Origin of the sequence: Kibdelosporangium philippinense (assembly GCF_021390435.2) — a bacterium.
In the GTDB taxonomy this organism is placed as follows: Bacteria; Actinomycetota; Actinomycetes; order Mycobacteriales; family Pseudonocardiaceae; genus Kibdelosporangium; species Kibdelosporangium philippinense.
Map to the genome: position 1 here is coordinate 2,683,936 of NZ_JAJVCN010000002.1, position 23,435 is coordinate 2,707,370.

16 protein-coding genes are annotated in these 23,435 nt (G+C 67.6%); 11 read left to right on the top strand and 5 right to left on the bottom strand.

The genetic code is table 11. The annotated features are described in order from the left end of the window. Window positions 1-30: 30 nt before the first annotated feature. Window positions 31-1,029, top strand: coding sequence for an RDD family protein (locus LWC34_RS31295; RefSeq protein ID WP_233728659.1), 999 nt, complete (start codon window positions 31-33; stop codon window positions 1,027-1,029). Between the two features lie 115 nt (window positions 1,030-1,144). Here the strand turns inward: LWC34_RS31295 and LWC34_RS31300 are convergent, their stop codons facing one another. Together LWC34_RS31300 and LWC34_RS31305 are read right to left on the bottom strand one after the other, a co-directional pair. Next, entirely contained in the window at window positions 1,145-1,870 is a 726-nt protein-coding gene (locus LWC34_RS31300) for an SAM-dependent methyltransferase (protein ID WP_233728661.1), read from the bottom strand. A 130-nt stretch (window positions 1,871-2,000) separates the two neighbouring features. Next, window positions 2,001-2,723 (bottom strand): maleylpyruvate isomerase family mycothiol-dependent enzyme, encoded by a 723-nt coding sequence (locus tag LWC34_RS31305; protein WP_233728662.1) that lies wholly within the window; start codon window positions 2,721-2,723, stop codon window positions 2,001-2,003. 507 nt (window positions 2,724-3,230) lie between these two features. On the opposite strand from LWC34_RS31305, the gene LWC34_RS31310 reads away from it, so the two are divergent. Continuing rightward, on the top strand, window positions 3,231-3,554 hold the full coding sequence (locus LWC34_RS31310) for a hypothetical protein (protein WP_233728664.1): 324 nt from the start codon (window positions 3,231-3,233) through the stop codon (window positions 3,552-3,554). Between the two features lie 23 nt (window positions 3,555-3,577). Here LWC34_RS31310 and LWC34_RS31315 read toward each other — a convergent pair whose 3' ends face one another. Further along, window positions 3,578-3,784: a hypothetical protein gene (locus LWC34_RS31315; RefSeq protein ID WP_233728665.1), complete on the bottom strand. Its 207-nt coding sequence runs from the start codon at window positions 3,782-3,784 to the stop codon at window positions 3,578-3,580. Between the two features lie 40 nt (window positions 3,785-3,824). Then, complete coding sequence (locus tag LWC34_RS31320) at window positions 3,825-3,980, bottom strand: hypothetical protein (protein WP_233728666.1); 156 nt, start codon at window positions 3,978-3,980, stop codon at window positions 3,825-3,827. A gap of 189 nt (window positions 3,981-4,169) precedes the next feature. On the opposite strand from LWC34_RS31320, the gene LWC34_RS31325 reads away from it, so the two are divergent. The 9 genes from LWC34_RS31325 (at window position 4,170) to LWC34_RS31365 (ending at window position 22,271) form a co-directional block, all read left to right on the top strand. After that, window positions 4,170-4,745, top strand: coding sequence for a hypothetical protein (locus LWC34_RS31325; protein ID WP_233728667.1), 576 nt, complete (start codon window positions 4,170-4,172; stop codon window positions 4,743-4,745). Between the two features lie 77 nt (window positions 4,746-4,822). Next, entirely contained in the window at window positions 4,823-6,310 is a 1,488-nt protein-coding gene (istA, locus tag LWC34_RS31330) for an IS21 family transposase (protein WP_233728668.1), read from the top strand. Beyond that, complete coding sequence (istB, locus tag LWC34_RS31335) at window positions 6,307-7,077, top strand: IS21-like element helper ATPase IstB (protein ID WP_233723025.1); 771 nt, start codon at window positions 6,307-6,309, stop codon at window positions 7,075-7,077. Before istA ends, istB begins: the two co-directional genes overlap by 4 nt. 166 nt (window positions 7,078-7,243) lie before the next feature. Continuing rightward, complete coding sequence (locus LWC34_RS31340) at window positions 7,244-7,381, top strand: hypothetical protein (RefSeq protein ID WP_233728670.1); 138 nt, start codon at window positions 7,244-7,246, stop codon at window positions 7,379-7,381. A 119-nt stretch (window positions 7,382-7,500) separates the two neighbouring features. Continuing rightward, window positions 7,501-13,959, top strand: a complete 6,459-nt coding sequence (locus LWC34_RS31345; RefSeq protein WP_284051775.1) for a non-ribosomal peptide synthetase — start codon at window positions 7,501-7,503, stop codon at window positions 13,957-13,959. Next, window positions 13,956-19,397 (top strand): non-ribosomal peptide synthetase, encoded by a 5,442-nt coding sequence (locus LWC34_RS31350; RefSeq protein WP_233728673.1) that lies wholly within the window; start codon window positions 13,956-13,958, stop codon window positions 19,395-19,397. Before LWC34_RS31345 ends, LWC34_RS31350 begins: the two co-directional genes overlap by 4 nt. Next, entirely contained in the window at window positions 19,394-20,488 is a 1,095-nt protein-coding gene (locus LWC34_RS31355) for a saccharopine dehydrogenase NADP-binding domain-containing protein (protein WP_233728674.1), read from the top strand. The genes LWC34_RS31350 and LWC34_RS31355 overlap by 4 nt, the downstream gene beginning before the upstream one ends. After that, window positions 20,485-21,567 (top strand): Gfo/Idh/MocA family oxidoreductase, encoded by a 1,083-nt coding sequence (locus LWC34_RS31360; protein WP_233728675.1) that lies wholly within the window; start codon window positions 20,485-20,487, stop codon window positions 21,565-21,567. The genes LWC34_RS31355 and LWC34_RS31360 overlap by 4 nt, the downstream gene beginning before the upstream one ends. Further along, on the top strand, window positions 21,564-22,271 hold the full coding sequence (locus LWC34_RS31365) for a class I SAM-dependent methyltransferase (protein ID WP_233728676.1): 708 nt from the start codon (window positions 21,564-21,566) through the stop codon (window positions 22,269-22,271). Before LWC34_RS31360 ends, LWC34_RS31365 begins: the two co-directional genes overlap by 4 nt. Here LWC34_RS31365 and LWC34_RS31370 read toward each other — a convergent pair. After that, a complete protein-coding gene (locus LWC34_RS31370) occupies window positions 22,261-23,340 on the bottom strand; it encodes a cytochrome P450 (RefSeq protein ID WP_233728678.1) in 1,080 nt (359 codons plus the stop codon). The two genes, LWC34_RS31365 and LWC34_RS31370, sit on opposite strands and share 11 nt — an antisense overlap. Window positions 23,341-23,435: the final 95 nt, after the last annotated feature.

A 23,435-nucleotide genomic window follows, 5' to 3' on the forward strand; every position in this document is an offset into this window, starting at 1 on the left:
ATTCCGTATTGACCAGGGGGTGGGCACCAGATGTCAGATCTAGTCAGTGGCGAGGCCGTGCTGCTCGAGGTGCGAGTGGCGAAGCTGGCCAGCCGTGGTCTGGCCATCGCGCTCGACGTGCTGATCCAAGCCGCTGCGCTGCTGTTCCTCGCCATGATCCTGAGCGCCGCGGGCCTCGTCGGATTCGACAACGCACTGCAAGGAACGGTCACCCTGGTAGGACTGGTCGCGGTCCTGGTCGGATACCCGGTGACAGCGGAAACACTGACCCGCGGCAAGACCGTCGGCAAAGCGGCAGCAGGCCTGCGCGTGGTCAGGGTGGACGGTGGCCCGATCCGCTTCCGGCACGCGTTGGTGCGCGGCCTAGCCGGATTCTTCGTGGACTTCTGGGGAGTGGGGCTGCTCGGAGCGGTCGCGGTGATCGTGTCCCTGAGTTCCCGAAACAGCCAGCGAGTCGGCGACATGCTCGCAGGCACATTGGTGATCAGAGAACGCATCCCGGAGCAGAACGTAGCCCCGGTCTACATGCCACCGCCCCTGGCCAACTGGGCGTCGACACAGAACGTAACGGGCCTGCCGAACGATTTGGCGCTGGCAATCCGGCAATACCTCGGCAGGCTGCACGAACTGGCCCCGGAAGCCGCCCACAACCTCGGAAGCAGGCTTGCGGCGGAGGTCAGCGCGTACCTGGGCAGCCCAGTGCCGCCGAACGTGCCGGTGTACGCATACCTGTCGGCGATCTTGGCTGAGCGCCGCACGCGTGAGCAAGCCAGGCACTACCAACAGAACCACCGGCCGCAAGATCCGCAGCAGCAGCAATTCCAGCAGCAGCCACGGTTCCAGTACGAGCCAGCCACGGATTCCCAGCCAGGGGCCTCATCCCAGTCGGCTACGGATTCGCCGTGGCAACGGCAGCCTGCCATCGACCAACAGCAGCAGGCCCAGCCAGCCGCCGACTCGCCATCTCAGCCGCAGCCCGCCACGGACTCGCCTTCCGTGCCAGACAATCCTTTCACCCCACCGAGCTGAACCTTCCGGGCCGAATCTCCGGGTGTGTCACGGATCGGCTTTCACAGCAATAGCTTTGGCGACAGGTTCCAGCCTGCCTGGGGCGATCGCGCGTCGCCATCGCCCCCGGCCACTCCTAGATTCGGATCGCGGTCAGCATCAACCGTGGACTGCCGAGGTGGAACGGCACGTCATCCGGTCCGGAATAGAGTTCGATACGCCCGAACCCGGCCGTTGACAGCATCCGGCTGAGGTGCGCGACCGTGAACACCTGGTACACGGCCGTGCCCCGATGTTCCCGATCGCCCTGTACGAACCGGTAATCAGTGATCAACTGGCTGGTTGCCACGTCGTAGCTGGACGTTGCGTACGCGGTGATGTCGCCTGCGACCATCGGTTCACGGTCGTCCCCGAACCCAGGAAGCACGGATTCCGCCGTCACCCCGATATCCAGAACAATGCCGCCACCAGGACGCACGGCGGCCCCGAGCGCTTCGAGGAAATGCTCGCTGCCGTCGTGGTCCATGTATCCGAAGCTGTTGCCCATACAGATCGCGACATCGAACCGGCCATCGCGAGGGATGTCGCGCATGTCGGCCTCGATCCACTCGACCGCACTGCTTGTGACCCGGGCATGCTCGATCGCTTCCGCGGACGAGTCCACGCCTGTCACACGGTATCCGCGCTCCGCCAAGGTGATCGAATGCCTGCCACTGCCGCAAGGCACGTCAAGAACGCGTGCGCCCGGTGTCAGCCGCAAGTGCCGTTCGACGAAGTCGATGTCCGCGGTGGAGGGTGGCGCCAGCCTGCGCCAGAACTCGTTAGGAAGGTGGGTGAAGAATGTCGTGTACCAAGTGGACACGTAAAAACTCCTGGTGATCTCGAGTGTTGTGATGACTCGGTTCACCGGGCGGGTGCAGCGCCCGGTGACAGGCTCCGGGCAGCCATGGCTTCCTCCAGGAAGTGCTTGCGTTTCACGATCAAAATAGCATTCAGGCGGCGTAGTTGCGCAGCAACCGCAAGGCGAGCGCGGCATGCGGCCCAGAGGTCGTCAAACCGGAGTCCTCCGGCCGCAACCGCTGTGCCCCTACCCGGCAGAACGCGCCGACCGGACCGTTGATCACGCTTTCGGCGTCATCCGGACCGAACCGCCAACTCGTCCCATCCGGCCCGCTCAACTCTGCCCTGATGGGCACGAATTCGTGGCCCGCGAACTGAAACGCATAAGGCAATGTGCGATGCCCCAACCGTGCGATATGCCTGAGCCGATCGGTATCCGGATACGGAATGTTCAGCGGACCAGTGATGTCCAAAGCATGCGCCCAATGCTCGGCGAGTCGTGTCGTCGCCATCGTCGCGGGCCGCAGCGGAGCGGACACCCACGCCGACGCCTTGGCCGGATCAGCGGATCGCAGAACCTGAACCGAGCTCCGTCGAGCCGCCTGCCAGCGCGGATAGACCACCTCAGGTCCAGCACGATCAGCACGCACCCAGAGATCCATCGCTTCGTCCACGCTCATGGCCCCGCGATCGCGCGTCGCGGTCCCATTGACTGTGGCCGTGACGATTTCTTCGCTTTGTGCGAGGTGAAGCAGCACGTCGACGTTGCTCCACCCATCCGCGGCCGACGGCTGCATCCACTGGTCCGCAGTGAGCGTGGCGAAGATGCCGTCCAACCGGTCGTATTCGGCCTCGAGGTCGTCGAAGATCTCCACCCAGCTCAGCCTAGCCCGACGCGCTCAACCAGGCAGGCGCGTAGAAAGCCGTCGGTAGCGACCTGGAGCTGGCCAATGCGATTTTCGTTCACGTCTTCGATCCGCCGTTAGCATGGATGGCCTCGACTTCACCCGATCGGCCTAATAATTCTTGCGTTTGGACGCTCGGCGAGATGGGTAACCAAGTGCGGAGCGGTCACACCAGGGACAGGGTGGACCGTCGCTCAAGGCTGGGTTGAAAAGTGTGCCCCCGGCAGGACTCGAACCTGCACCGCGACAATCATGGCTCTGACCTGCGCATGACGGAGCGCTCAAGTGGTGCAGGTTGGTGATAGGCGAGTCGAACCGGCACCACTTCGCGGAAGCAAGCCTCGATCTGCGGGTACAGACCGTCAACGCTGGTGGGTGTGGCCTGCGGCCATCCACTCCAGGAGCGCGTATATGGCCCTGGCTTGTGCCGCTGCGAGCCGATCACTGGCGGGGCCGTCGATATAGCGGATGTCGAATGTGACGGTCAGATCGCCGCACGCGGCGTCAACAGAGGTCGAGGTCGTTGGTTCTCGGCGTTGGCCCGAGGTGTCGGATGCGGACGAAGCGGTCATAGGGCTGAGTGTCGACCAGTCGAGTCCGGTGTGCTGTCTGGGCAACTCGGTCGGTTCGGCGGTAGTTCAGTCCGAGCGCGTGTGGCGGTCGCCAGCCCGTTCAACCGCCAGTGCGGTCGCCGCCGCTGCTGCGGACCGCGCGGTCCAGCCGGTGCTGTCGGCACGTGCCGACCTCGCCACGCTGCTGCTGTCTGGGCGGGCTGCCTTGGGCAGCATCATCCGACCCTGACATGTTCTGGCCGGGGCGACACGTCATCGCTGCAGATCGGCCGTCAAGTTGGGAAGCCGGAGGTGTCGGCCGACGTCGGTCATGTGGCGCATGAGGTCGAAGGCATCCCGCGCAGCGATATCGCCGGCGATGACGGCTGTGTTGACCAGGTCGATCGTTCGCGTGGTGATTCGCTGGAGGCACGGCCCCGGTCGTCTGAGATCCATCAGGAACCGGCGAACTTGCTCCACTTGAGGATCATGAAGCAGGTCTGGGCCTCGCCGAGGTGTTTCAACGGTTCGCGTCGTCGGTACCGCCGAAGACGGCTCGGCGGATAGCGTTGATCTGCTGGATCTCGGACGCGTTGTCGATCTCGATCGGTTCGCCGAGTCTAGGATGGCGCCTGCGGCCACCACCTGATCTTGAGTTGTCCACCCAACTGCTCATGATCGTTTGGTGGCCGCGCTCGTCTTCCGGCACCCTCACCAGCCAAGATCAAGAAGTCCGGCTGGAGTACCAGTGAGGCGTCGCCTCGGACCGCCGAGCAGGGTGGCTGGTCTGGTGTGCCCGCTGCGGGTCGGAGCATGCTCGCCTGGGTAGCCATGGTGACGGAGGCTGGTCAGGGGCGGGCATGTGGTGACGGTCAACGACGTGCTCGACGGGCACGTGACACCGGATATCCAGTGTCTGGACCGGATCTATCTCAACGCCTACGTGCCGAAGTTGCAGACCAGCGCGCAGGTGGTGGCGTTCCTGTCGGGTCACTTGGGATATCCGTTCCCGTCTCCGGCGTTGTTCAAGCAGTTGGGTGACCGGTTCCGCCGGGCGGTGTCGGATTTCGCTGAGGCCAACGACATCCCGTGGGTGAAGTTCGGCAAGCACGATGTCGGCGGCAAGTTGGAGTTGATGCGTCCACACCTGGATCGTCAGGCCGCTACTGGCCGGTCCGGTGTCGCGGCGATCGGGGTGGCACAAGAGTTTCAGCGAGTCTGGACCGCCTATGAGCGGCAGAGCCCGACCGGGGCGGTGCAGTGGTGTTTCACCAAGGCCGACCGGCGGGTCAGCGTCTACTACTTCTTCCTGTTCAACACATCGACTTCGGCCCGGCGTTCATCAAGGTATGCACCTACATTTCCTTATCCGGCCAAGGTATGTGTCGGCGTACGGACTCATGTGACCAGCCACGTACGGGTTAATGTGTCCACTTTGTAGCGTGTCGGGGTGTCGGTACGCGCTGGTGATCGTCAAGCTGTCGTGCGACCTGGCGGGTGTGTATAGGGACGGCACTGGTGATCTTGGACGAGGAGCGGTGGGCGGAGCTGCGTCGCTTCCGTGGCTTGTATGAGTCCGGCGCGATGAGCATCTCTGCGATCGCGCGGGAGACCGGGCTGCACCGGCAGACTGTCCGCAAATACCTGGCCAGCGACGCGCGGCCAGGACCGCCGCGAGGCAGCAGCCGCAAGGGGACCCGCACGCCGGTGATCGCCGCGATGGCGCCGGTGATCGCCGCGATGGCGCCGGTGATCGATGCGTGGCTGCGCTCAGAGCTGCTGCTGAAAGGCACGGTTATTCACGAGCGGCTGGTCGAGCAGTACGGGTTCACCGGCAACTATCAGCGCGTCAAGCTGTATTTGCAGGAGGCCCGTCCCAGGATCGCGGCCGAGCTGGGTATCGCCCCGGACGAGCTGGGGCTCCTGCACCGCCGGTTCGAGGTGATCCCAGGCGCGCAGGCCCAAGTGGACTGGGGGGACGAGGGTCAGATCCTCGCGCATGTCGGCATTCCGAAGGTCTACTCGTTCCACATGACCTTGTCCTATTCACGCGACCCGTTCTGCTGCTTTACCACCAGTCAGGACCTGGAGACCTTCTTCGCCTGCCATCGCCGGGCGTTCGAGCACTTCGGCGGGGTGCCTCGGGCGATCGTCTACGACCGCACCAAGACCGTGGTGCGTCGGCATGTCGCCCCAGGCAAGGCCGTTCCGTTGCATCCGGAAGCCGTGGCGTTCGCCGGGCACTACGACTTCGACATCGACGTGCTGGCCGCATACCGCCCGACCGGCAAGGGCCGGGTCGAGCGCCAAGTCGCGATCGTGCGCGATCACGTCCTGGCCGGTCGTGGGTTCGCCAGCCTGGAGGAGATGGACTCGGCGTTCACCGCCTGGGTCCCGTTGCGGCGCAAGCGCGTCCACAGCACGCACGGCGAGGTCATCGGCCACCGCGCCGCCCGTGACCACTCGGCCCTGCACCCAATCCCAGTCAGTCCGTATCTGGTCACGCAGCGGCATCTGCGGCACGTCGGCAAGGACTGCCTGGTCGCGTTCGACGCCAGCCTTTACTCAGTTCCTGCCCGCAAGGTCCGTCACCGCCAGCTGGTCGAGATCCGCGCCACCGCCGACACCATCAGCCTGCATGCCACATCCATCGACGCGGCCACGACCGGCAACCTAGCCGACGGCACCCTGCTGGCCGTCCATCCCCGGGCCACGACCAGAGGCCAGCGGGTCGTCGACGAAACCCATTGGGACGGTCTGCCCGACGGCCACACCCGCGCGGTTACCACCAGCATCGAGGACGACGACCACGACGGGAAGGTCATCCCGCTGCGGCCCAATACCGCGCCTGAACAGTCGTGGCCCCGGTCACTGGAGGCGCTGCTCACCCGCACCGCCGCCGCACAGATCAAGGTCGAACACCGCCCGCTGTCGGTCTATGAACAACTCACCGGCACCGGACCCAGCAGGACCACAGCACTACCGCAGACGAAGGATCACCGTTGAACGAGCTGGTCACCACCCGCATCCGCTCCACCGCCACCCGGCTCGGCCTGAACCACCTGCCCAGCCAGCTCGACACCTTCGCCCGCCGCGCCGAGGACAACCAGATGGGATACCTCGAGTTCCTCGACCTGGTCCTGGAAGAGGAAGCCGCCGTCCGCGACGAACGCCGCTTCCGCAGCGCCCTGCGCCTGTCGAAACTGCCGCACCACAAGACCCTGGACGACTACGACTTCTCCTTCCAGCCCGAGCTGGATCCGCGGAAGATCAAAGACTTGGCCACGCTCTCGTTCATTGAGGACAAAGGCAACGCCGCTCTGCTCGGGCCGCCCGGAGTCGGGAAAACACACATCGCCGTCGCTCTCGCGGTCGCTGCCTGCCGCGCCGGCTACACCGTCTACTTCACCACCCTGGACGACATGGTCCGCCGCCTGAAAGCCGCCGACGCGATCGGACGGCTCACCAGCACTCTGCGCACCTACCTACGGCCCAACGTCCTCGTGATCGACGAGGTGGGCTATCAGCCCCTCGAACGCGCCGAAGCCAACCTGGTCTTCCAGGTTATTTCGAAGCGCTACGAGAAAGGCTCCGTCATTCTGACCTCGAATAAGAACTTCGGGGAATGGGCCCAAGTCTTCAGCGACGAGGTCCTCGCCACCGCGATCCTCGACCGGCTCCTGCACCACTGCGACGTCATCCCCATCAACGGCCCCAGCTACCGGCTGAAGAACCGACTCGCCGCCATCACGGACACCGCCACCGTCGCTTGACACCTGGACACATCAGTTCGTACTCACCTGGACACATCACCGGATACGCCGACAGTATGGCTCAACGGACACGAGTGGGCAGCCTACTTCACCCAAACGCCAGGCCGAGCGGGCCGGGATCGGATTCACCGCACTGTCCAACGGCTTCGCCGCTACCGATGATCCGGTGGTGCTGCAAGCGATCTGTGACCGGCTCGGCCCCGGCGTGATCAACGTCTTCCTGCAACGCTGGTTCGCGCGGCTGCCGCTGCCGTTCACCAACACCGATCGGGACGCCGGGGCCGACTGGTCGAGCGGATTGTGACGTAGAGCGCCTTCGTGTGCCATGAGTCACAACGGTTCGCGACTGACCGGCTCGCACACCTAAGCTGTCTCGGGATGAGAATGACAGTCATTTTCATTTAGGTCAGGAGGCTAGTCATCCTGCACGAACGGGTAGCCGCAGCACTGGGGATGGACGCGAGTGAGCTCGCCGAGGACGCGGATCTGATGGAACTGGGCCTCGACTCGTTGCGCTTGATGGCGGTGGTGGGGGATCTGCGTCGCAACGGTGTGGGTGTCACGTTCGCGGATCTCGCCGCCGACCCGACCATCCGCGCGTGGCAGCGCCTGGTCGCACGAGCGGGTACGGCGGTCGCGGCGACACCCGCGACGACGGCTGTGACGCCAGCGCCCACCGATGCCGCCGTCGAGCCTTTCGAACTGAACTTGCTGCAACACACTTACTGGGTCGGCCGTCAGGACGAGCAGCCGCTCGGCGGCGTCGGCGCCCACTTCTACGTGGAGTTCGACGGTCGCGATGTCAATCCGGAGTTGTTGCGTAGCGCGGTGATCGCGGTACGGCGGCGTCATCCGATGCTGCGCACGACGGTGCTCAGCGACGGACGGCAACACCTCGCACGTCACGTGGCTGACGACGCCATCACAGTCCACGACCTACGTGGCGCCGAGCCGGATCGGATCGTCGCCCGGCTGGCCGAATTACGCGATCACCACACACACCGCCGGATGGATGTCGAGCACGGTGAGCTGCTGGAGGTGGCGCTGACCCATTTGCCCGAGGGTGTCACCCGGCTCCACATCGACCTCGACATGATCGCCGCAGACGCGCTCAGCATGCGCATCCTGCTGGCGGACCTGCGCGCGTACTACACGACGCCGGACGTCGTCCTACCGTCGCTCCACACCGACTACGCCGGTTATCTCGCCGCTCGCCGCATCGACCGGGCCGCCGCGTGGCGGCAGTCCCGTGACTGGTGGCGCGCAAGGCTTCCCGAGCTCAGCGAGCCGCCCCGCCTGCCGGTGGTGGTCGACGTGCACTCCGCCGAGTCGGCCCAGCCGCGATACCGGCGCAGTGCCCGCTACCACCACTGGCTGTCACCGGAGGCCAAGGACCGGCTGCACGAGCGGGCGCGGCGGCATCGCGTCAGCCCGGCTTCCGCGCTGGCGACTGCCTTCGCCGAGACGCTCGCGGCGTGGAGCGGCGAACAACGATTCCTGCTCAACCTGCCGCTGTTCGACCGGGAAGGCGCCGAGGGGCTCGTCGGTGACTTCAGCAGCTCGATCCTGGTGGACGTCGACCTGACGCGAGCGCGCTCGTTCGCCGAGTCGGCCGCGGCGATTCAGGCCGTGACGCTGGAAGCCATCGGGCACAGCGCGTTCTCCGGAGTGGAGGTGCTGCGGGAGCGCAGCCGGGCCAACGGGGGAACACCCGCGCTTGCCCCTGTCGTCTACACCAGCGCCATCGGGCTCGGCGAGATCTACGAGCGGGAACTCCAGGACACCTTCGGTGAGCCGGTGTGGATCATCTCGCAGAATCCGCAGGTGCTGCTGGACGCACAGGTCACCGAGCTCGACGGCGGCCTGCTGCTGAACTGGGACTTCCGGGAACACGCTTTCGCGCCGGGTGTGGTCACGGCCGCCTTCGCGGCGTATCGCGGCCTGGTCGACGATCTGGTGGCCGATGACGAGACCTGGAACCGGCCGGTGGGCACACTGCTCCCGCCGGACCAGGCTGCCGTTCGGGCGGCGGTGAACAACACCGACGGACCCGCACCGACCGGGTCGCTGCACGGTGAGTTCTTCCGGATCGCGACCGAGGAGCCGCATCGGACCGCCTTGTACGTCAACGGCGCAGAGGTCTCCTACGGGAACCTGGCGGCCCGTGCTCTCAGTGTGGCGACTCTGTTGCGAGACAACGGGATTCAGCCCGGCGACACGGTAGCGATCACCTTGCCGAAGGGGCTGGACCAGGTGGTCGCCGTGCTGGGCGTGCTCGCCGCGGGCGCCGCCTACGTGCCAATCGGCGTCGACCACCCGGAACCTCGTCGTGCCCGCATTCGGCGCTCGGCGGGTGTTCGCGCGCTGATCACCGATGCGGCGTGCGCTCCGGACGCCGCGGACTGTCCGGTGTTGCACTGTGCTCAGGCCGCCGGCCTGGAACCGGTGCAGCCCGCGCAGCCGGGGCCGGACGCGCCGGCCTACGTGATCTTCACGTCCGGTTCGACCGGAGAACCCAAGGGTGTCGAGGTGTCCCACGGCGCGGTGATCAACACGATCACGGCGGTCGGGGACCTCTTCGAGGTCGGCGCGCACGATCGCACGATCGCCCTGTCCGCGTTGGATTTCGACCTGTCCGCCTACGACCTGTTCGCGTTGCTGCGGGTCGGTGGTGCGGTGGTGCTGATCGCCGAGCACGAGCGCCGGGACGCCCGTCGCTGGAGTGAGCTGATCAACACCCATCGGGTCAGCGTGCTGAGCTGCGTCCCCGCGTTACTCGACATGCTGCTCGCCGCCGCCGACACGCTGCCCACGAGCGTGCGGCTCGTGATGCTCGGCGGCGACTGGGTCGGGATGGACCAGCCCGCGCGGTTGCGCGCGCTGGTGCCGGACGTCAGATTCGTCGCATTGGGAGGGATGACCGAGGCCGCGATCCACACGACCGTCTTCGAGGTCGAGCGCGTGCACCCGGACTGGCGGTCCATCCCCTATGGCACTCCGCTACGCAACATGCGCACCCGTGTCGTCGACGGTCGAGGCCGCGACTGCCCGGACTGGGTGCCGGGCGAACTCTGGGTGAGCGGGGCAGGGCTCGCGAACGGCTACCGCGGCGACGCCGACCGCACCGCGGTGAAGTTCGTCGACCACGACGGACGCCGGTGGTACCGAACCGGAGACCATGCGCGCTACCGCGGTGACGGTGTGCTGGAGTTCCTCGGCAGGGCCGACCACCAGGTCAAGATCCGGGGACACCGGATCGAACTCGGTGAGATCGAGGCGACGGCCGCCGCGCACCCCGCGGTCACCGCCGCCGTCGCGACAGTGCTGACGGCCCCTGCCCGCAGGCTCGCGCTGATGGCCGACGGAACGTTGTCCGAGGCCGAGCTGCGTGAGTGGCTCACCGGTCAGCTACCCGGCCACCTCGTGCCCGAACAGCTGACGATCGCCCCCATCCCGCTGACCTCCAACGGAAAGCTCGATCGTGCGTCTGTCGCGGCGTCGCTGGCCGAACACCAAGTCGAGGTGGTGGCCGCGCAGCCGCCGAGCGGGTGGGCGGAACTCGCGGTGGCACATGCCTTCTCCAAGGTGCTGGGCGTTGTGGCTCCCGGCCGTGACGACAGTTTCTTCGCGTTGGGCGGCGACTCGCTGCTGGCGACGCGAGTGGTGTCACTTCTTCTGCCGTACGGGGCGAGCATCGGCCGCTTGTTCGCCGCGCCACGGCTGCGCGACTTCGCCGCCACGTTGTGCAGGCCGGACGAGGCCGCTGAACGAACGGCCACGTCCACCCCGGCCGTGGCGGTGAGTGATCCGGCAGGCAGGTACGAGCCCTTCCCCGCCACCGACGCGCAGCGGGCCTACTGGCTCGGCAGGGACGACCGGTTCACGCTCGGCGGCGTCGGCACCTACCACTACACCGAGTTCGACGGTGTGGACGTGGACATGCGGCGATTGGAGGACGCCTGGAGACTTCTAATCGGCCGTCACGACATGCTGAGGGCGGTCTTCGACAAAGCTGGACGGCAACGTGTCCTGGAGGCGGTGCCGGACTTCCGGATCACCGTCGAGGAGGTCGGCGACGAGGCGGCGGCCGGGGACGCGCTGGCTCGCCTGCGTGCCACGCAGTCGCATCGCCTGCTGGACCTCACCAGCTGGCCGTTGTTCGCCGTCCATGCCGTGCGGTACCCGCGGCACGGTCAGCAACGCACTCGGATCGCCATCGGTCTTGACTACACGGTGCTCGACGCTCGGTCGATCATGACGTTGTACGCGGAGCTGGATCTTGCCTACCGCGAGCCGAACGCCGTGCTGCCGTCTGTCGACTTCTCGTTCCGCGACTACGTCCTGCAGGCGGCGTGGCCGCAGGACGCCGTGGCGCTGGCCGAGAAGCACTCGCTGGCGCGGCTCGACGAACTGCCGCCCGCGCCTGCGCTGCCCAGCACCGGCGACTCGGCACCACCTCGGTTCACCCGGCGCGAACTGACCCTGGACCCAAGCCGGTGGGAGATCGTGCGTGAGCGGTGCCGCCAGTACGGTCTCACCCCGTCCACCGTGCTGCTCGCCTGCTACGGCGAGGTGCTCGCGGCTTGGAGCGGGCAATCCGCGGTAGCCGTTACGCTGACCCTGTTCAACCGCAGGCCGGTGCACCCGCACGTCGACCGTGTGCTCGGCGACTTCAGCACCTTCTCCGTGATCGGGTACGCGGCTGACCCCTCCGCGACCTGGCTGACCGCGGTGCGCGCGTTGCACCGCACGCTGGGGGAGGACCTGGAACACCAGGCGGTCTCCACGTCCTGGCTGTTGCGCGAGCTGGCGCGACGCACCGACACGGTGGCCGCGGCGGTCCCGGTGGTTTTCACCAGTGCGCTCGGACTCGGTGACACCGAGCTGTCCAGCGGCTTCCCGCCGAAAGTGTTCGGGTTGTCCCAGTCACCACAGGTGTTGCTCGACAACCAGGTCACTGAGTCGGGCGGCAGCCTCGTGCTCACGTGGGACGCGGTGGAGGCGCAGTTCCCGGCAGGCGTGCTCGACGCCATGTTCGACGCCTACCGGCGGTTGCTCGACTCCCTTGTGGACAGTGAGTGGTCTGGCGCTCGGCCCGCGCTGCTGCCGGATGCGCAGCGTGCTGTGCGGACGGCGGTCAACGCCACCGCGCGCGAGCTGCCGGTAGCCCTTCTGCACGAACCCTTCTTCCGTCTCGCGCGGCTGAAGCCGGACGCGATCGCCCTGCTCTGGGCGGACGGCAGCCTCTCCTACGGCGAACTGGCCGATCAGGCTCTGCGGATCGCGGGCACGTTGCGGGCGAAGGGGGTGCGGCCGGGCGAGGTCGTCGCGGTCTCGCTGCCGAAGGGCCCGGCGCAGATAGCCGCGGTACTCGGAGTGCTCGCGGCCGGTGCGGCGTACGTGCCCGTGGGCATCGACCAGCCTCCGGTCCGCAGGGAGCGCATGCTCCAGGTGGCGCAGGCGCGCGTGGTGATCGCGCAGGGCGATGAGTTCGGTGCCGAGCCTTTGGCGAATCCGGTCGAGCGGTCGGTCGACGACCTGGCCTACCTGATCTTCACGTCGGGCTCGACCGGTGATCCCAAGGCTGTGGCGATCACTCACCGCGCGGCGGGCAACACCGTGGCCGACATCAGCGATCGGTTCGCGCTGGGTGCGCGGGACCGGGTGCTCGCACTGTCCGCGCTGGACTTCGACCTGTCGGTGTTCGACATCTTCGGCCTGCTCGGCGTGGGAGGCGCGCTCGTGCTGCCCGACGAGCAGGACCGCCGCGATCCCACCGCGTGGCTTCGGCTGGCTTCCCTGCACCGGGTCACGGTGTGGAACACGGCACCGATGCTGCTCGACCTCCTGCTCACCGCCGCCGAACTGAACCCCGATCTGCCGGTGCCGCAGGAGATTCGGCTCGCGCTGCTCTCCGGTGACTGGGTCGGCCTCGACCTGCCTCGCAGGCTGCGCGCGGTGGTGGACACCGTCCGGTTCATCGCGCTCGGCGGCGCGACCGAGGCGTCCATCTGGTCGAACAGCATCGAGGTCGACGCGGTGCCGCCAGAGTGGACATCCGTGCCGTACGGGTTGCCGCTGGCGAACCAGCGATACCGCGTCGTCGACGACCTGGGCCGTGACTGTCCTGATTGGACCGCCGGTGAGCTGTGGATCGGCGGCCTTGGTGTGGCATCGGGTTACTGGGGGGCGTCGGCCGCCGATGCCGCGAGATTCGTCGACTGCTCCGGTGAACGCTGGTACCGCACCGGTGACCGCGGCCGGTACTGGCCCGACGGCACGCTGGAGTTCCTTGGCCGCACAGACCACCAGGTCAAGATCGGCGGCCATCGCGTCGAGCTCGGCGAGATCGAGGCCGCGCTGCGCGCGCATCCGGGTGTGTCCAAGGCGGTCGTCCTCGCGTCCGGTGAGAGGGCGGCGCGCAGGCTCAGGGCGTTCGTGGTGACAGACGATCTCGCGGTACCCGCAGACCTGGCGGGACATCTCGCCGACCGGCTTCCCGACTACGCCGTTCCGCGCCAGATCGACGCACTCGCGGAGATCCCGCTGACCCGCAACGGCAAAGTCGACCGAGTCGCGCTGCTCGCACAGGACGGTGACGACGCCCCTGCCGCCGAGGAGCCGCGTGACGAGGTGGAGATCCGGATCGCGGAACTCTGGCGGGAACAGCTCGGCTGCCCGGTGACCAACCGGCACGAGAACTTCTTCGCGTTGGGTGGCGACAGCCTGTCCGTGCTGCGCTGCGTCAACGCGGTGAACGAGACCTTCCTGATCGACCTCCCGGTGCAGACCTTCCTGCGCACCCCGACCGTGGCCGCTCTGGCACGGGAGACGCAGCGCCTGAAAGTCGACCAGCGCAACGAAGAGAGTGGAAGCCTGTGAACGCCAAGGAACTTGTAGCCGATCTGGAACGGATCGGGATCCGCCTGTGGGCGGAGGGCGACGAACTGCGATTCCGTGCTCCCCGAGGCAGCCTCACGCAGGAGTACCGGGACCTGCTGCGCGCCGACAAGCCCGCTGTGCTCGACTACCTGCGGGTTCGGCAGGACATCGCCGAGCTCGTCGCCGATCCGGCCGCACGGCACGAGCCGTTCCCTCTCACCGGTATCCAGACCGCCTACCTGCTCGGGCGCAGTCGTGCCCACGACTACGGCGGCGTCGCCTGCCATGCCTATGTCGAACTGGCCTTCGGTCCTGACGCTGATCCGGCGCGCCTGGCCGCCGCCTGGCAAACGCTGGTGCACCGCCACGACATGCTGCGCGCCGTCGTGTCGGCCGACGGCTACCAGCGGGTGCTGGAGACGGTCGCCGAGTACCGGATCGAGACCGTCGACGTGCGCACCGCGGATTCACTCACCGTGGACTCGGCGATCGACGCCGCACGCGCGGCGCTGCGTGACCGTGTCCCCGAGACCGACACCTGGCCGCTGTTCGCGCTGCGAATGACCCACACCGCGACGGCGCTCGTACTGCACCTGTCCGTGGACCTGCTCGTCACCGACTACGCGAGTCTGCAACTCCTGCTCGCGGAACTGGAGGATGTGTACGACGGGGCCGAGCTCGCACCACTGGAACTGACCTTCCGCGACTACGTGCTCGGCCAGCGCGGGCTGGTCGACTCGCCACACTACGACCGCGACCGGGAGTACTGGCTCGGTCGGCTGCCGGATCTGCCACCGGCGCCGGATCTGCCGGTGCTGTCCACGCCCGAGGAGGTCGGCGCCTTCCGGCGGATCGAGACCGAACTGTCCGGTTCGGACTTCAACGCACTGTCCGAGACGGCGGCACGCCACGGCCTCACACCATCCTCAGTTCTGCTGACCGCCTATGCCGAGACCGTCGGCCGGTGGAGCCGGACGCCACGATTCACGATCACCGTACCCACCTTCGCCAGGCTGCCACTGCATCCCGGTGTCGGCGCCGTCGTCGGCGACTTCACCAACGCGGAACTGCTGGCGGTCGACCTGGCCGACGCGCTGCCGTTCGCTGATCGCGTCCGCGCACTGCACGGCACCTTGCTCGAAGATCTGGCACATCCCCTCTTCAGCGGCAGCGAGGTGCTGGCAGAGCTGAGTCGGCGAGGCGCTCGCACGCTCATGCCGGTGGTGTTCACCAGCACGCTGGGCACCCCCGGTCGCGTACCGAAGGCGACGGTGCTGCACGCGGAGACCCAAACCCCGCAGGTGTGGCTGGACTGCCAGGTCATGGCCAGGGGTGACCGCCTGACCCTGGCATGGGACGTGCGGGACGGCGTGCTTGCCGACCGCACGGCCGACGACATGTTCGATGCCTTCGTCGCGCTGGTGCGACGACTCGCCACCCAGCCGGACACCTGGTCGAGGCCGGTGGAACTGCCGTTGCCCGGTCGCACCCAGTCGACCAGGCAGCGCGTCAACTCTACTGCGGCGCCGATTCCCCACGAGCTGTTGCACGAACCGGTGCTCACGGCAGCGCGGAACACGCCCGACGCGGTCGCGGTGTGGTCGAAAAGCGGCACGCTGACCTACGCGGAGCTGGTCGACCGGTCGTACGCGGTGGCACAAGCCTTGCGGGACAACGATGTACGGCCCGGCGAACTGGTCGCTGTGCTGATGGACAAGGGGCCGGACCAGATCGTCGCCGTGCTGGGCGCGCTCTTCGCAGGCGCCGCGTACCTGCCGATCGACACCACCCAGCCGGTGCTGCGTCGCGACACCATCCGCACCGATGCCGCCGTGCGGGTCACGCTCACCCACTCCGGGCTCACCGAGCGACCGACCGGTGTCTGTCTGGACGTCGACACCGTGCGGCCGGCGACGCGCCCAGTCGTGACCGCCGTCGCGCCCGACGCGCTGGCCTACGTCATCTACACCTCGGGATCGACGGGCGCGCCGAAGGGCGTGATGATCAGTCACCGGGCCGCGGCGAACACGGTGGCCGACATCAACCGGCGTTTCGCGGTGAGTCCCGCCGATCGGGTGCTGGCACTGGCACAGCTCGGTTTCGACCTGTCCGTCTACGACATCTTCGGTCCGCTGTCGGTGGGTGCGGCGGTGGTGTTGCCCGACGACGCACACCGAGGTGATCCGCAGGCGTGGGCGGGCACCATCGACCGTGCGGGCGTGACGATCTGGAACTCGGTGCCCGCCCAGTTCGAGCTGCTGCACAGCCATCTCGCCGCCATCGGGCGCGCACTGAACGGTCTGCGACTGGCCATGCTCTCCGGTGACTGGATTCCGCTGAGCCTGCCCGACCGCATCCGCGCCGTGTGCGAGGGAATCGAGGTGCACAGTCTCGGCGGTGCGACGGAAGCGTCGATCTGGTCGATCTCCCACCGAGTCGGCCGGGTCGATCCGGCATGGCGCAGCATCCCTTACGGCACGCCGCTTTCCAACCAGAGCTGGCACGTGCTGGACTCGGCACTGCGCCCCTGCCCGGACTGGGCTACCGGTGAGCTCTACATCGGTGGAGTGGGCCTCGCCGAGGGATATCTCGGCGATGCCGCTCGCACGGCGGAAAGGTTTATCACGCACCCAGGCACCGGGGAACGCCTCTACCGCACCGGCGACCTGGGGCGGTACCGCCCTGACGGTGTGATCGAGTTCCTCGGCCGGGTTGACGACCAGGTGAAGATCCGAGGACACCGGATCGAGCCGGGTGAGATCGAGGCCGCGCTGGCCGTCGCTCCCGGTGTCGCGTCGGGTGTCGTGCTGGTCGACGGTGTCACCGGTCCCGGTACCGGCGCTTCGGCACCGCGTCTGGTCGCCTTTGTCGAGCCTGCCCGACGGACAGCTCCGCTGCCGGTGCCGCCCACTGTCGCCCGCGCCGCCGAAAGGGCGTTGACCGCGGCTACGGGCGATCTAGACGAGCACTCCCTAAAGTCCTTTGTGGACGCTATGGACCGGGCGGCCACGCTGTCGATCGCGGGTACCGTCGCGGCGGCCGTGCGCGGGTCGGAGGGTCTCACCTCAGCCGACATCGCCACTGCACTGGAGGTTCCGCCCAACCATCATCGTCTGCTCGACCGTTGGCTTGAGCTGCTCGTCACCGCGGACCTGGTGCGGCGCGACGACGAGGGGCGCTACCACGGGTTCGTCGAGCCGGATCCCGAGACCGTCGCCGAAGCCTGGGACGAGGCGGCCGAACTCGAACGTGCCGTGCACTGGAGCCCGGTGCTGTTCACAGCGGTCCGCGAGTGCGCCCGTGCACTGCCCGCCGTGCTTCGAGGCACCGTGGAAATCGACTCGGTGCTCTTCGCCGACCAGGCATCGGCGGTGCTGTCCGCCGCGTACCGGGACAACCTGCCCGTTCGGGTCCTGCACCAGGCGCTGACAGCGGCCGTCAGCGCGATCGCCGACGCGCACACCGCGACGACACCGTTGCGGATCATGGAGCTGGGAGTGCGCGGCGGCGGCGCGGCGGCGGCGTTGGTGCCCGAGCTCGCGGAGTTCTCCGTGGACTACCTCGTCACCGACAGCTCGCCGGGCATGCTCGCGCAGGCACGGGAGCTGTTCTCCGACCAACCCGGCAGCCGGTTCGGCCTCTTCGACTTCGACCGGGACCTGCGTGAGCAGGGATACGCCCCCAACTCGGTGGACGTGCTCGTCTGCGCGGGAACTCTCAACAACGCAGCCAACGCCGCCGACACACTGCGCGCCCTGACCGAACTCCTCGTCCCAGGCGGCTGGCTGGTACTGCTGGAGAACACCGCCGACGCGAGTGCGGCGCTCCAGATCTCGACCGAGTTCCTGGACACCCACAACCAGCTGTTCACCGACGTGCGCGCTGCCACGGGTCAGACGTTCCTGCGCCGTGAGCAGTGGGTCGAACTGCTGGCCGCCGCCGACGCCCGGATTGTGGCGGAACTGCCCGGCACCGACGGTGTGCTCGCTGCGGGCGGTCAACAGCTCTTCCTGGCACAGGTCAAGACCGACCGCGAGCCGGTGCGAGTGTCCGATCTGGTCGAACACGTCGGAACCCGACTGCCCGCCTACATGACGCCCACCTGGTGGCAGATCGTCGACAGCCTGCCGGTCACCGCCAACGGCAAGATCGACCGTCGCACGCTCGCGTCATGGGTGAGCACCGATCACGCCGACACCGAAGCAGCCGAGCCACTGGACGCGCTGGAGGCGCGGCTCGCGGCGCTGTGGGCCGGGCTGCTCGGGCTCGACCAGGTGGGACGCACCGACGACATCTTCGCACTGGGCGCGGATTCCCTGCTGGTCGCCCGATTCGTCGGGCAGCTGCGTGACGGCCTCGACGGCGTTGACGGGCCCGCCGAATGGGACCTTGAGTGGGAGATGGTGCTACGCCACCTCCTGCGCCATCCGACTGTCGCCGGCCTCGCCTCCTATCTGAGGGCCGAACGCGCGGCCACAGCCGCCGACTCGACGACCAGGACACCGATCGTCGAGTTGGCAGGCGGTGGCGACGGCCCGGTGACGGTGCTCGTCCACGCCGGCCACGGCACCATGCGTCCCTACAGTGCCTTGCTGATGGACCCACGGCTGCGCAATCCCGAGGCGGGAACGGTGGTGGGGCTGGAGATCTCCTCGGTCGACGCTTATCTGAGTGCTGATCCGGCAGGTTTGATCCCTAGCATCGCCCACGAGTACGCAAGCGCGCTGCTGGACCGAGGCCGCCGGTTCAACATCATCGGCTATTCCGTGGGCGGCGTCATCGCCACCGAAGTGGCGCGGGCGCTCACCGAGGCCGAGGCGCAGGTTGACTCGCTGATCGTGATCAGCAGCCACACGCCCTCCTTCCACCTCGACGACGAACTGCTTTTGGAGTACTCCTTCGCGCTGATGATGGGAATGGACCTCGCGAAGATCGGCTTCTCGCCGGACTTCGCCGGGGTCGGGAGGGCCGCGGCAGCAGTACTCGCGAAGACGCCGAAGGTCATCGCCGACGGGGCGATCGCAGACCTCGGCGGTGAGTTCGCCGACATCTCCGAGACGTTCCTCGCACTCGAATCAGTGCCCAGGATGCGGCGGATCGCACGCATGTGCGAGGCGCTGCCCGCCGAGCTCGCCGGATCACTGGACCCGGAGGGAATGCTGCGCGCGTTGCGGGTGTACCAGCAGAGCACTGCCGCGTTGAGCCGCCACGAGGTGGAGCCCTACGCCGGTGACATCACCTTCCTGCGCCACGACGGGGCCTACCAGTTCCCCGGTGACCGGCAGGCACATACCGAGCACTGGGAACGCGTGTGCCTGGGTCGGCTGACCGTGATCGACATCCCTGGTGATCACTTCAGCTGTCTGAGCGCGGAAAACGGCGACGTGGTCTCCGCTCACATCCACCTGGCGCTCTCCGGTGCGGAGACGACGTCATGATCGGCGTGCTGGGCGCCTCCGGCTCGGTCGGCCGTCATGTCGTGGAGTTGTTGCGGGACGCGGGAGAGCTGAGGGTGGGAGGCCGCACCCTGGACACCCTCCCGCCCGCACACGAGCGGGTACAGGTCGACATCGACGACCCCGCCTCCCTGAAGGAGTTCTGCGCAGGTCTGTCCATTGTGGTCAATTGTGCGGGTCCGTCCTACGCGGTGAAGGACCGGGTCGCGAACGCGGCACTCGCGGTCGGGGCCGACTACGTGGATCTCGGTGGTGACGCCCCCGCGCACGAGGCGCTGACCGCGTCGGGCGCCGTGACGCCGGGGCGCACGGTGGTGCTGTCCGCGGGAACGGTGCCAGGGCTCTCCGTGTTGTTGCCGCGCCACCTGCTCGATCAGGTGCCCGATGCGACCGGGTTGACCGCGTATGTCGGCGGACTCGAACACTGCTCGCCGACGGCGGCGACGGACATCCTGCTCTCACTCACCGTGGGCGGTGCGAACGGTGAGCCGTTCGGGTACCCGCTCGCCGCGTTGCGGCACGGCAGGCGAGAGCTGCGCGCACTACGCGCCAGCGAGGACGCGGAGGCGGCGTTTTTCCCGGGCAGGGTAGCGCTGCAACCGATCCTCACCGCGGAACTTGAGCGCTTCGCGGGCCGGCATCGGGTGCCCGAGCTGGACTGGTACAACGTTTTTCCGGGAAGTCAGGCCAGGAAGGTCTTCAGCCGTCTGCCCGCGCTGTCCCTGCGCGAGGGCGCCGAGCGGGACGACATTCGTGACCAGATGGTGCGGGCCGCCCGGATCGACCTGGCGGGGCACAACCCGTACTACCGCATGGTGTTTGTCCTCACCGGACGGTCGGGTGCGGTGACGGCCGTGTTGCGCGCCGAGAACAGCTATCGGATCACCGCCTTCGTCGCGGCGAGTGCCGCCCGCGCGATCCTCGATCGTCGGGTGCCCGAGGGCCTGCACTTCGCAGGCGAGACTATCGACCCGCGGACGATCGTCGACGGCCTTGTGTCCGGCGCGATCGCCGAGATCACCCTGCACGACGGTGACCTGCGGACCGACACCTTCGAGGACGGAGCACTGTGAGCGGCCCGGCGAAGCCCTTGCGCACCATAGTCTGCGGGACGAACTTCGGCCGCCTCTACCTCGACGCCCTCCGTGCGCTGCCGCAGTTCGAGCTCGTCGGGCTGCTCAGCCGGGGCAGCGGGTACTCCGCCGCCCTGGCCGACCGCCTCGGCGTTCCCTCTTACTCGCGCGTCGAGGACCTGCCCGCCGCCGTCGACGTGGCCTGCGTGGTCGTGCCGTCCGGGGTCCCAGCGGGTGTGGGGACCGCGCTGGCCGTACGGCTGCTGGCGCGCGGCGTGCACGTGCTCCAGGAGCATCCGCTTCATCCCGACGAGCTGGCCACCTGCCTGCGGGCGGCGAGCGCCCACGGCAGGCAGTACCGGCTCAACACCCACTACCCACGCCTGCCCGAGGTGCGCCGCTTCCTGGAGGCGGCGACGCGACTGCGAGGCAAACGGAAGCTGTTGTTCGCCGATGTCGTGACGCCTGTGCACCTGTTGCAGCCGGTGGTGGACATCATCGGGCAGGCGCTGGGCGGTTTGAGTCCGTGCACCTTCGGCGAGCCGGTGGGAAGCGGTCCAATCCGGACGGTCGACGGTGTGATCGCGGGCGTTCCGTTGAGCCTGCGTGTGCACCACCAGCTGGACCCCACCGATCACGACAACCACGCGCTGTTCTGGCCGAGGATCACTGTGGGCAGCGACGGCGGCGTTCTCACACTGGCTGATGTGCATGGTCCGGTGCTGTGGAGCCCACGGCTGCACTCGCGGCGCGAGGACGACCACCGGCTCACGCTAGCGGGCGGTTCACTCGAACTACCGACGACTTCGACGCTCGGTCCGGTGGTGCGCCACCAGCCCACCTACGCCGAGGCGTTTCGCACGATCTGGCCCGCGGCGATCGGCGCCGCTTTGACCGACTTCGCCACGGCGATGGGGGAAACGGCGGACCCGCTGCGCTGGGGCCAGCGTGATCTGGCGGTGTGTCGCCGCTGGCAACAGCTGCTGGACCGGCTTGGCCAACCGGACCTGATCCGGCCCGCCACACCCACACCGCTGGCGGTCTCGGAGCTGGTGAGATCCGACGAGGTGACGTCATGAAGGCCGACTACACCGCCGCCGCGGAGTTCTACGAGCTGGTCGCCGACCGCCAGGTGCGGGTGAGCGGTCCGCCGCTGACGACCGCATTGTCCACAGTGGACCCATCGACGGGGCCGGTTGTCGAGATCGGTGCGGGCACCGGTCGGATTACCGAGGTCATCTCGGCGGCACTGCCGGATACGCGGGTGCTCGCGGCGGAGCCCTGCCCGTCGATGCGGGCCGTGCTCACGAGCCGTGTGTTCACCGACCCCGGCCTGCGTGATCGGGTCACCGTGGTCGCCGATTCCGTGAACACGCTGGCGCTTCCGGAGCAGATCAGTGCCGTCGTGCTCTTCGGCGTGGTCAACCACTTGCCGCCTGCGGAGCGGGTGGACCTGCTGCGCAGGCTCGGCGCCCGGATGCCGGAGACCGGCCCGATCGTGGTGGAGCTGATGGGAGGCCGGTACGCCAGGCGGATTCCGCGCGCCCGGATCCTGCGTGAGTCGATCGGTGAGCTGACCTACGAGTGGTGGGCGGGCGCCGAAGCCGTGGCGGAGTGCCTGCTGCGCTGGCGCACCGTCTGGAAGGTCTTCGCCGGGGAGGAACTGGTCCGGGTCGTGCGCGACGAGTACGAGTGGGCGACTGTCGGACTCGACGAACTGGCCGAGGAGGCCGGTCTGCGCTGCCGGCTCCTCGGCCCTGAAATCGGGGTGTTCACCAGGTGACCGGCACCCGCACCGGACCGAACGAGATCGCGCCGTGGCGAAACTCCAGGCTCTGGATCGGCTCCGCGAGGCGGAGTTCGGGAATTCGGTCGAACAGCGTGCCGATCGCGACCTCCAACTCGACGCGGGCGAGATTCTGGCCGACACACTGATGCACACCCGAACCAAAAGCGACATGACTTCGATTCGATCGCCGGAAATCAATCTTCTCCGACTCCGGAAAAACGGTTGGATCATGATTGGCGGCAGCCAAAAGCGGAATCACGCCAGCACCGGCAGGAATTGTCTTGCCGTTGATCTCGATATCTTCGGTCGCCACTCGCAACGCGATGGAGTCACCCACCGACAGCGCTCGCAGCAGCTCGTCCACCGCACCGGACAGCAGGGTGTGGTCGGTCTGCAGTTCGGTGAGCAGTTCCGGCGTCTGCAGCAGTGCCAGTGCGCTGAGCGCGATCTGGCTCGTGGTGGTCTCCATGCCCGCGATGACGGTGATCGTGACGGTCGCGAGCAGCTCGTCCCACTGCAGGGCGCCGGACCGGTAGTGATTGATGATCAGCCTGCTCAGCAGGTCGTCGCCGGGCTCCTGCGCCCGCTCGCGAGCCAGGCCGCCGAAGACCTCGAACAGTCCGTCCAGCCCTTCGGTCGCACTGTTCGCACTGCTCTCGGCTCCGCCGATGTGCTGGGACCCGAGCGCTCCGGTGATCTTGCGGAACCACGGGTCGGTACGTCGCACACCGATCAGTTCACCCATGACCGTGGTCGACACCACATGGGCGAACTGGCTCACAAGATCGACGGGGCCGCCGTGTCGCAGCAGCTCGTCGATCCGCTCGTCCACGATTCGCTGCACCGCGCGCCGCATCGCCCGCGCTCGGCGCATGGTCATCTCGCCGACCAGCATCCGCCGGTAGGCGGTGTGTTCGGGCGGGTCCATCCGCAGGAACGGCCGCACGCGCGAGGCGACCTCCTGCTCACCCGCCACCAGGGCTGGGAAATTCGGATGTCGGACGTCGGAGCTGATCCTGCGGTCGGCCAGAATAGCCCGCACCTCGTCGTAGCCCGTGATCACCCAAGCTGTCCTTCCAGTGGACAAAGTCACTTCACCGACTGGACCTTCAGCCCTCATGTCGACATATTCGGCAGGTTCCGAGAAGGGGCATGCGC

Coding starts and splice junctions, on each gene's coding strand:
- LWC34_RS31295 (WP_233728659.1), top strand. CDS start 31: ATGTCAGATCTAGTCAGTGGCGAGGCCGTGCTGCTCGAGGTGCGAGTG.
- LWC34_RS31320 (WP_233728666.1), bottom strand. CDS start 3,980: ATGAGCAGTTGGGTGGACAACTCAAGATCAGGTGGTGGCCGCAGGCGC.
- LWC34_RS31355 (WP_233728674.1), top strand. CDS start 19,394: ATGATCGGCGTGCTGGGCGCCTCCGGCTCGGTCGGCCGTCATGTCGTG.
- LWC34_RS31365 (WP_233728676.1), top strand. CDS start 21,564: ATGAAGGCCGACTACACCGCCGCCGCGGAGTTCTACGAGCTGGTCGCC.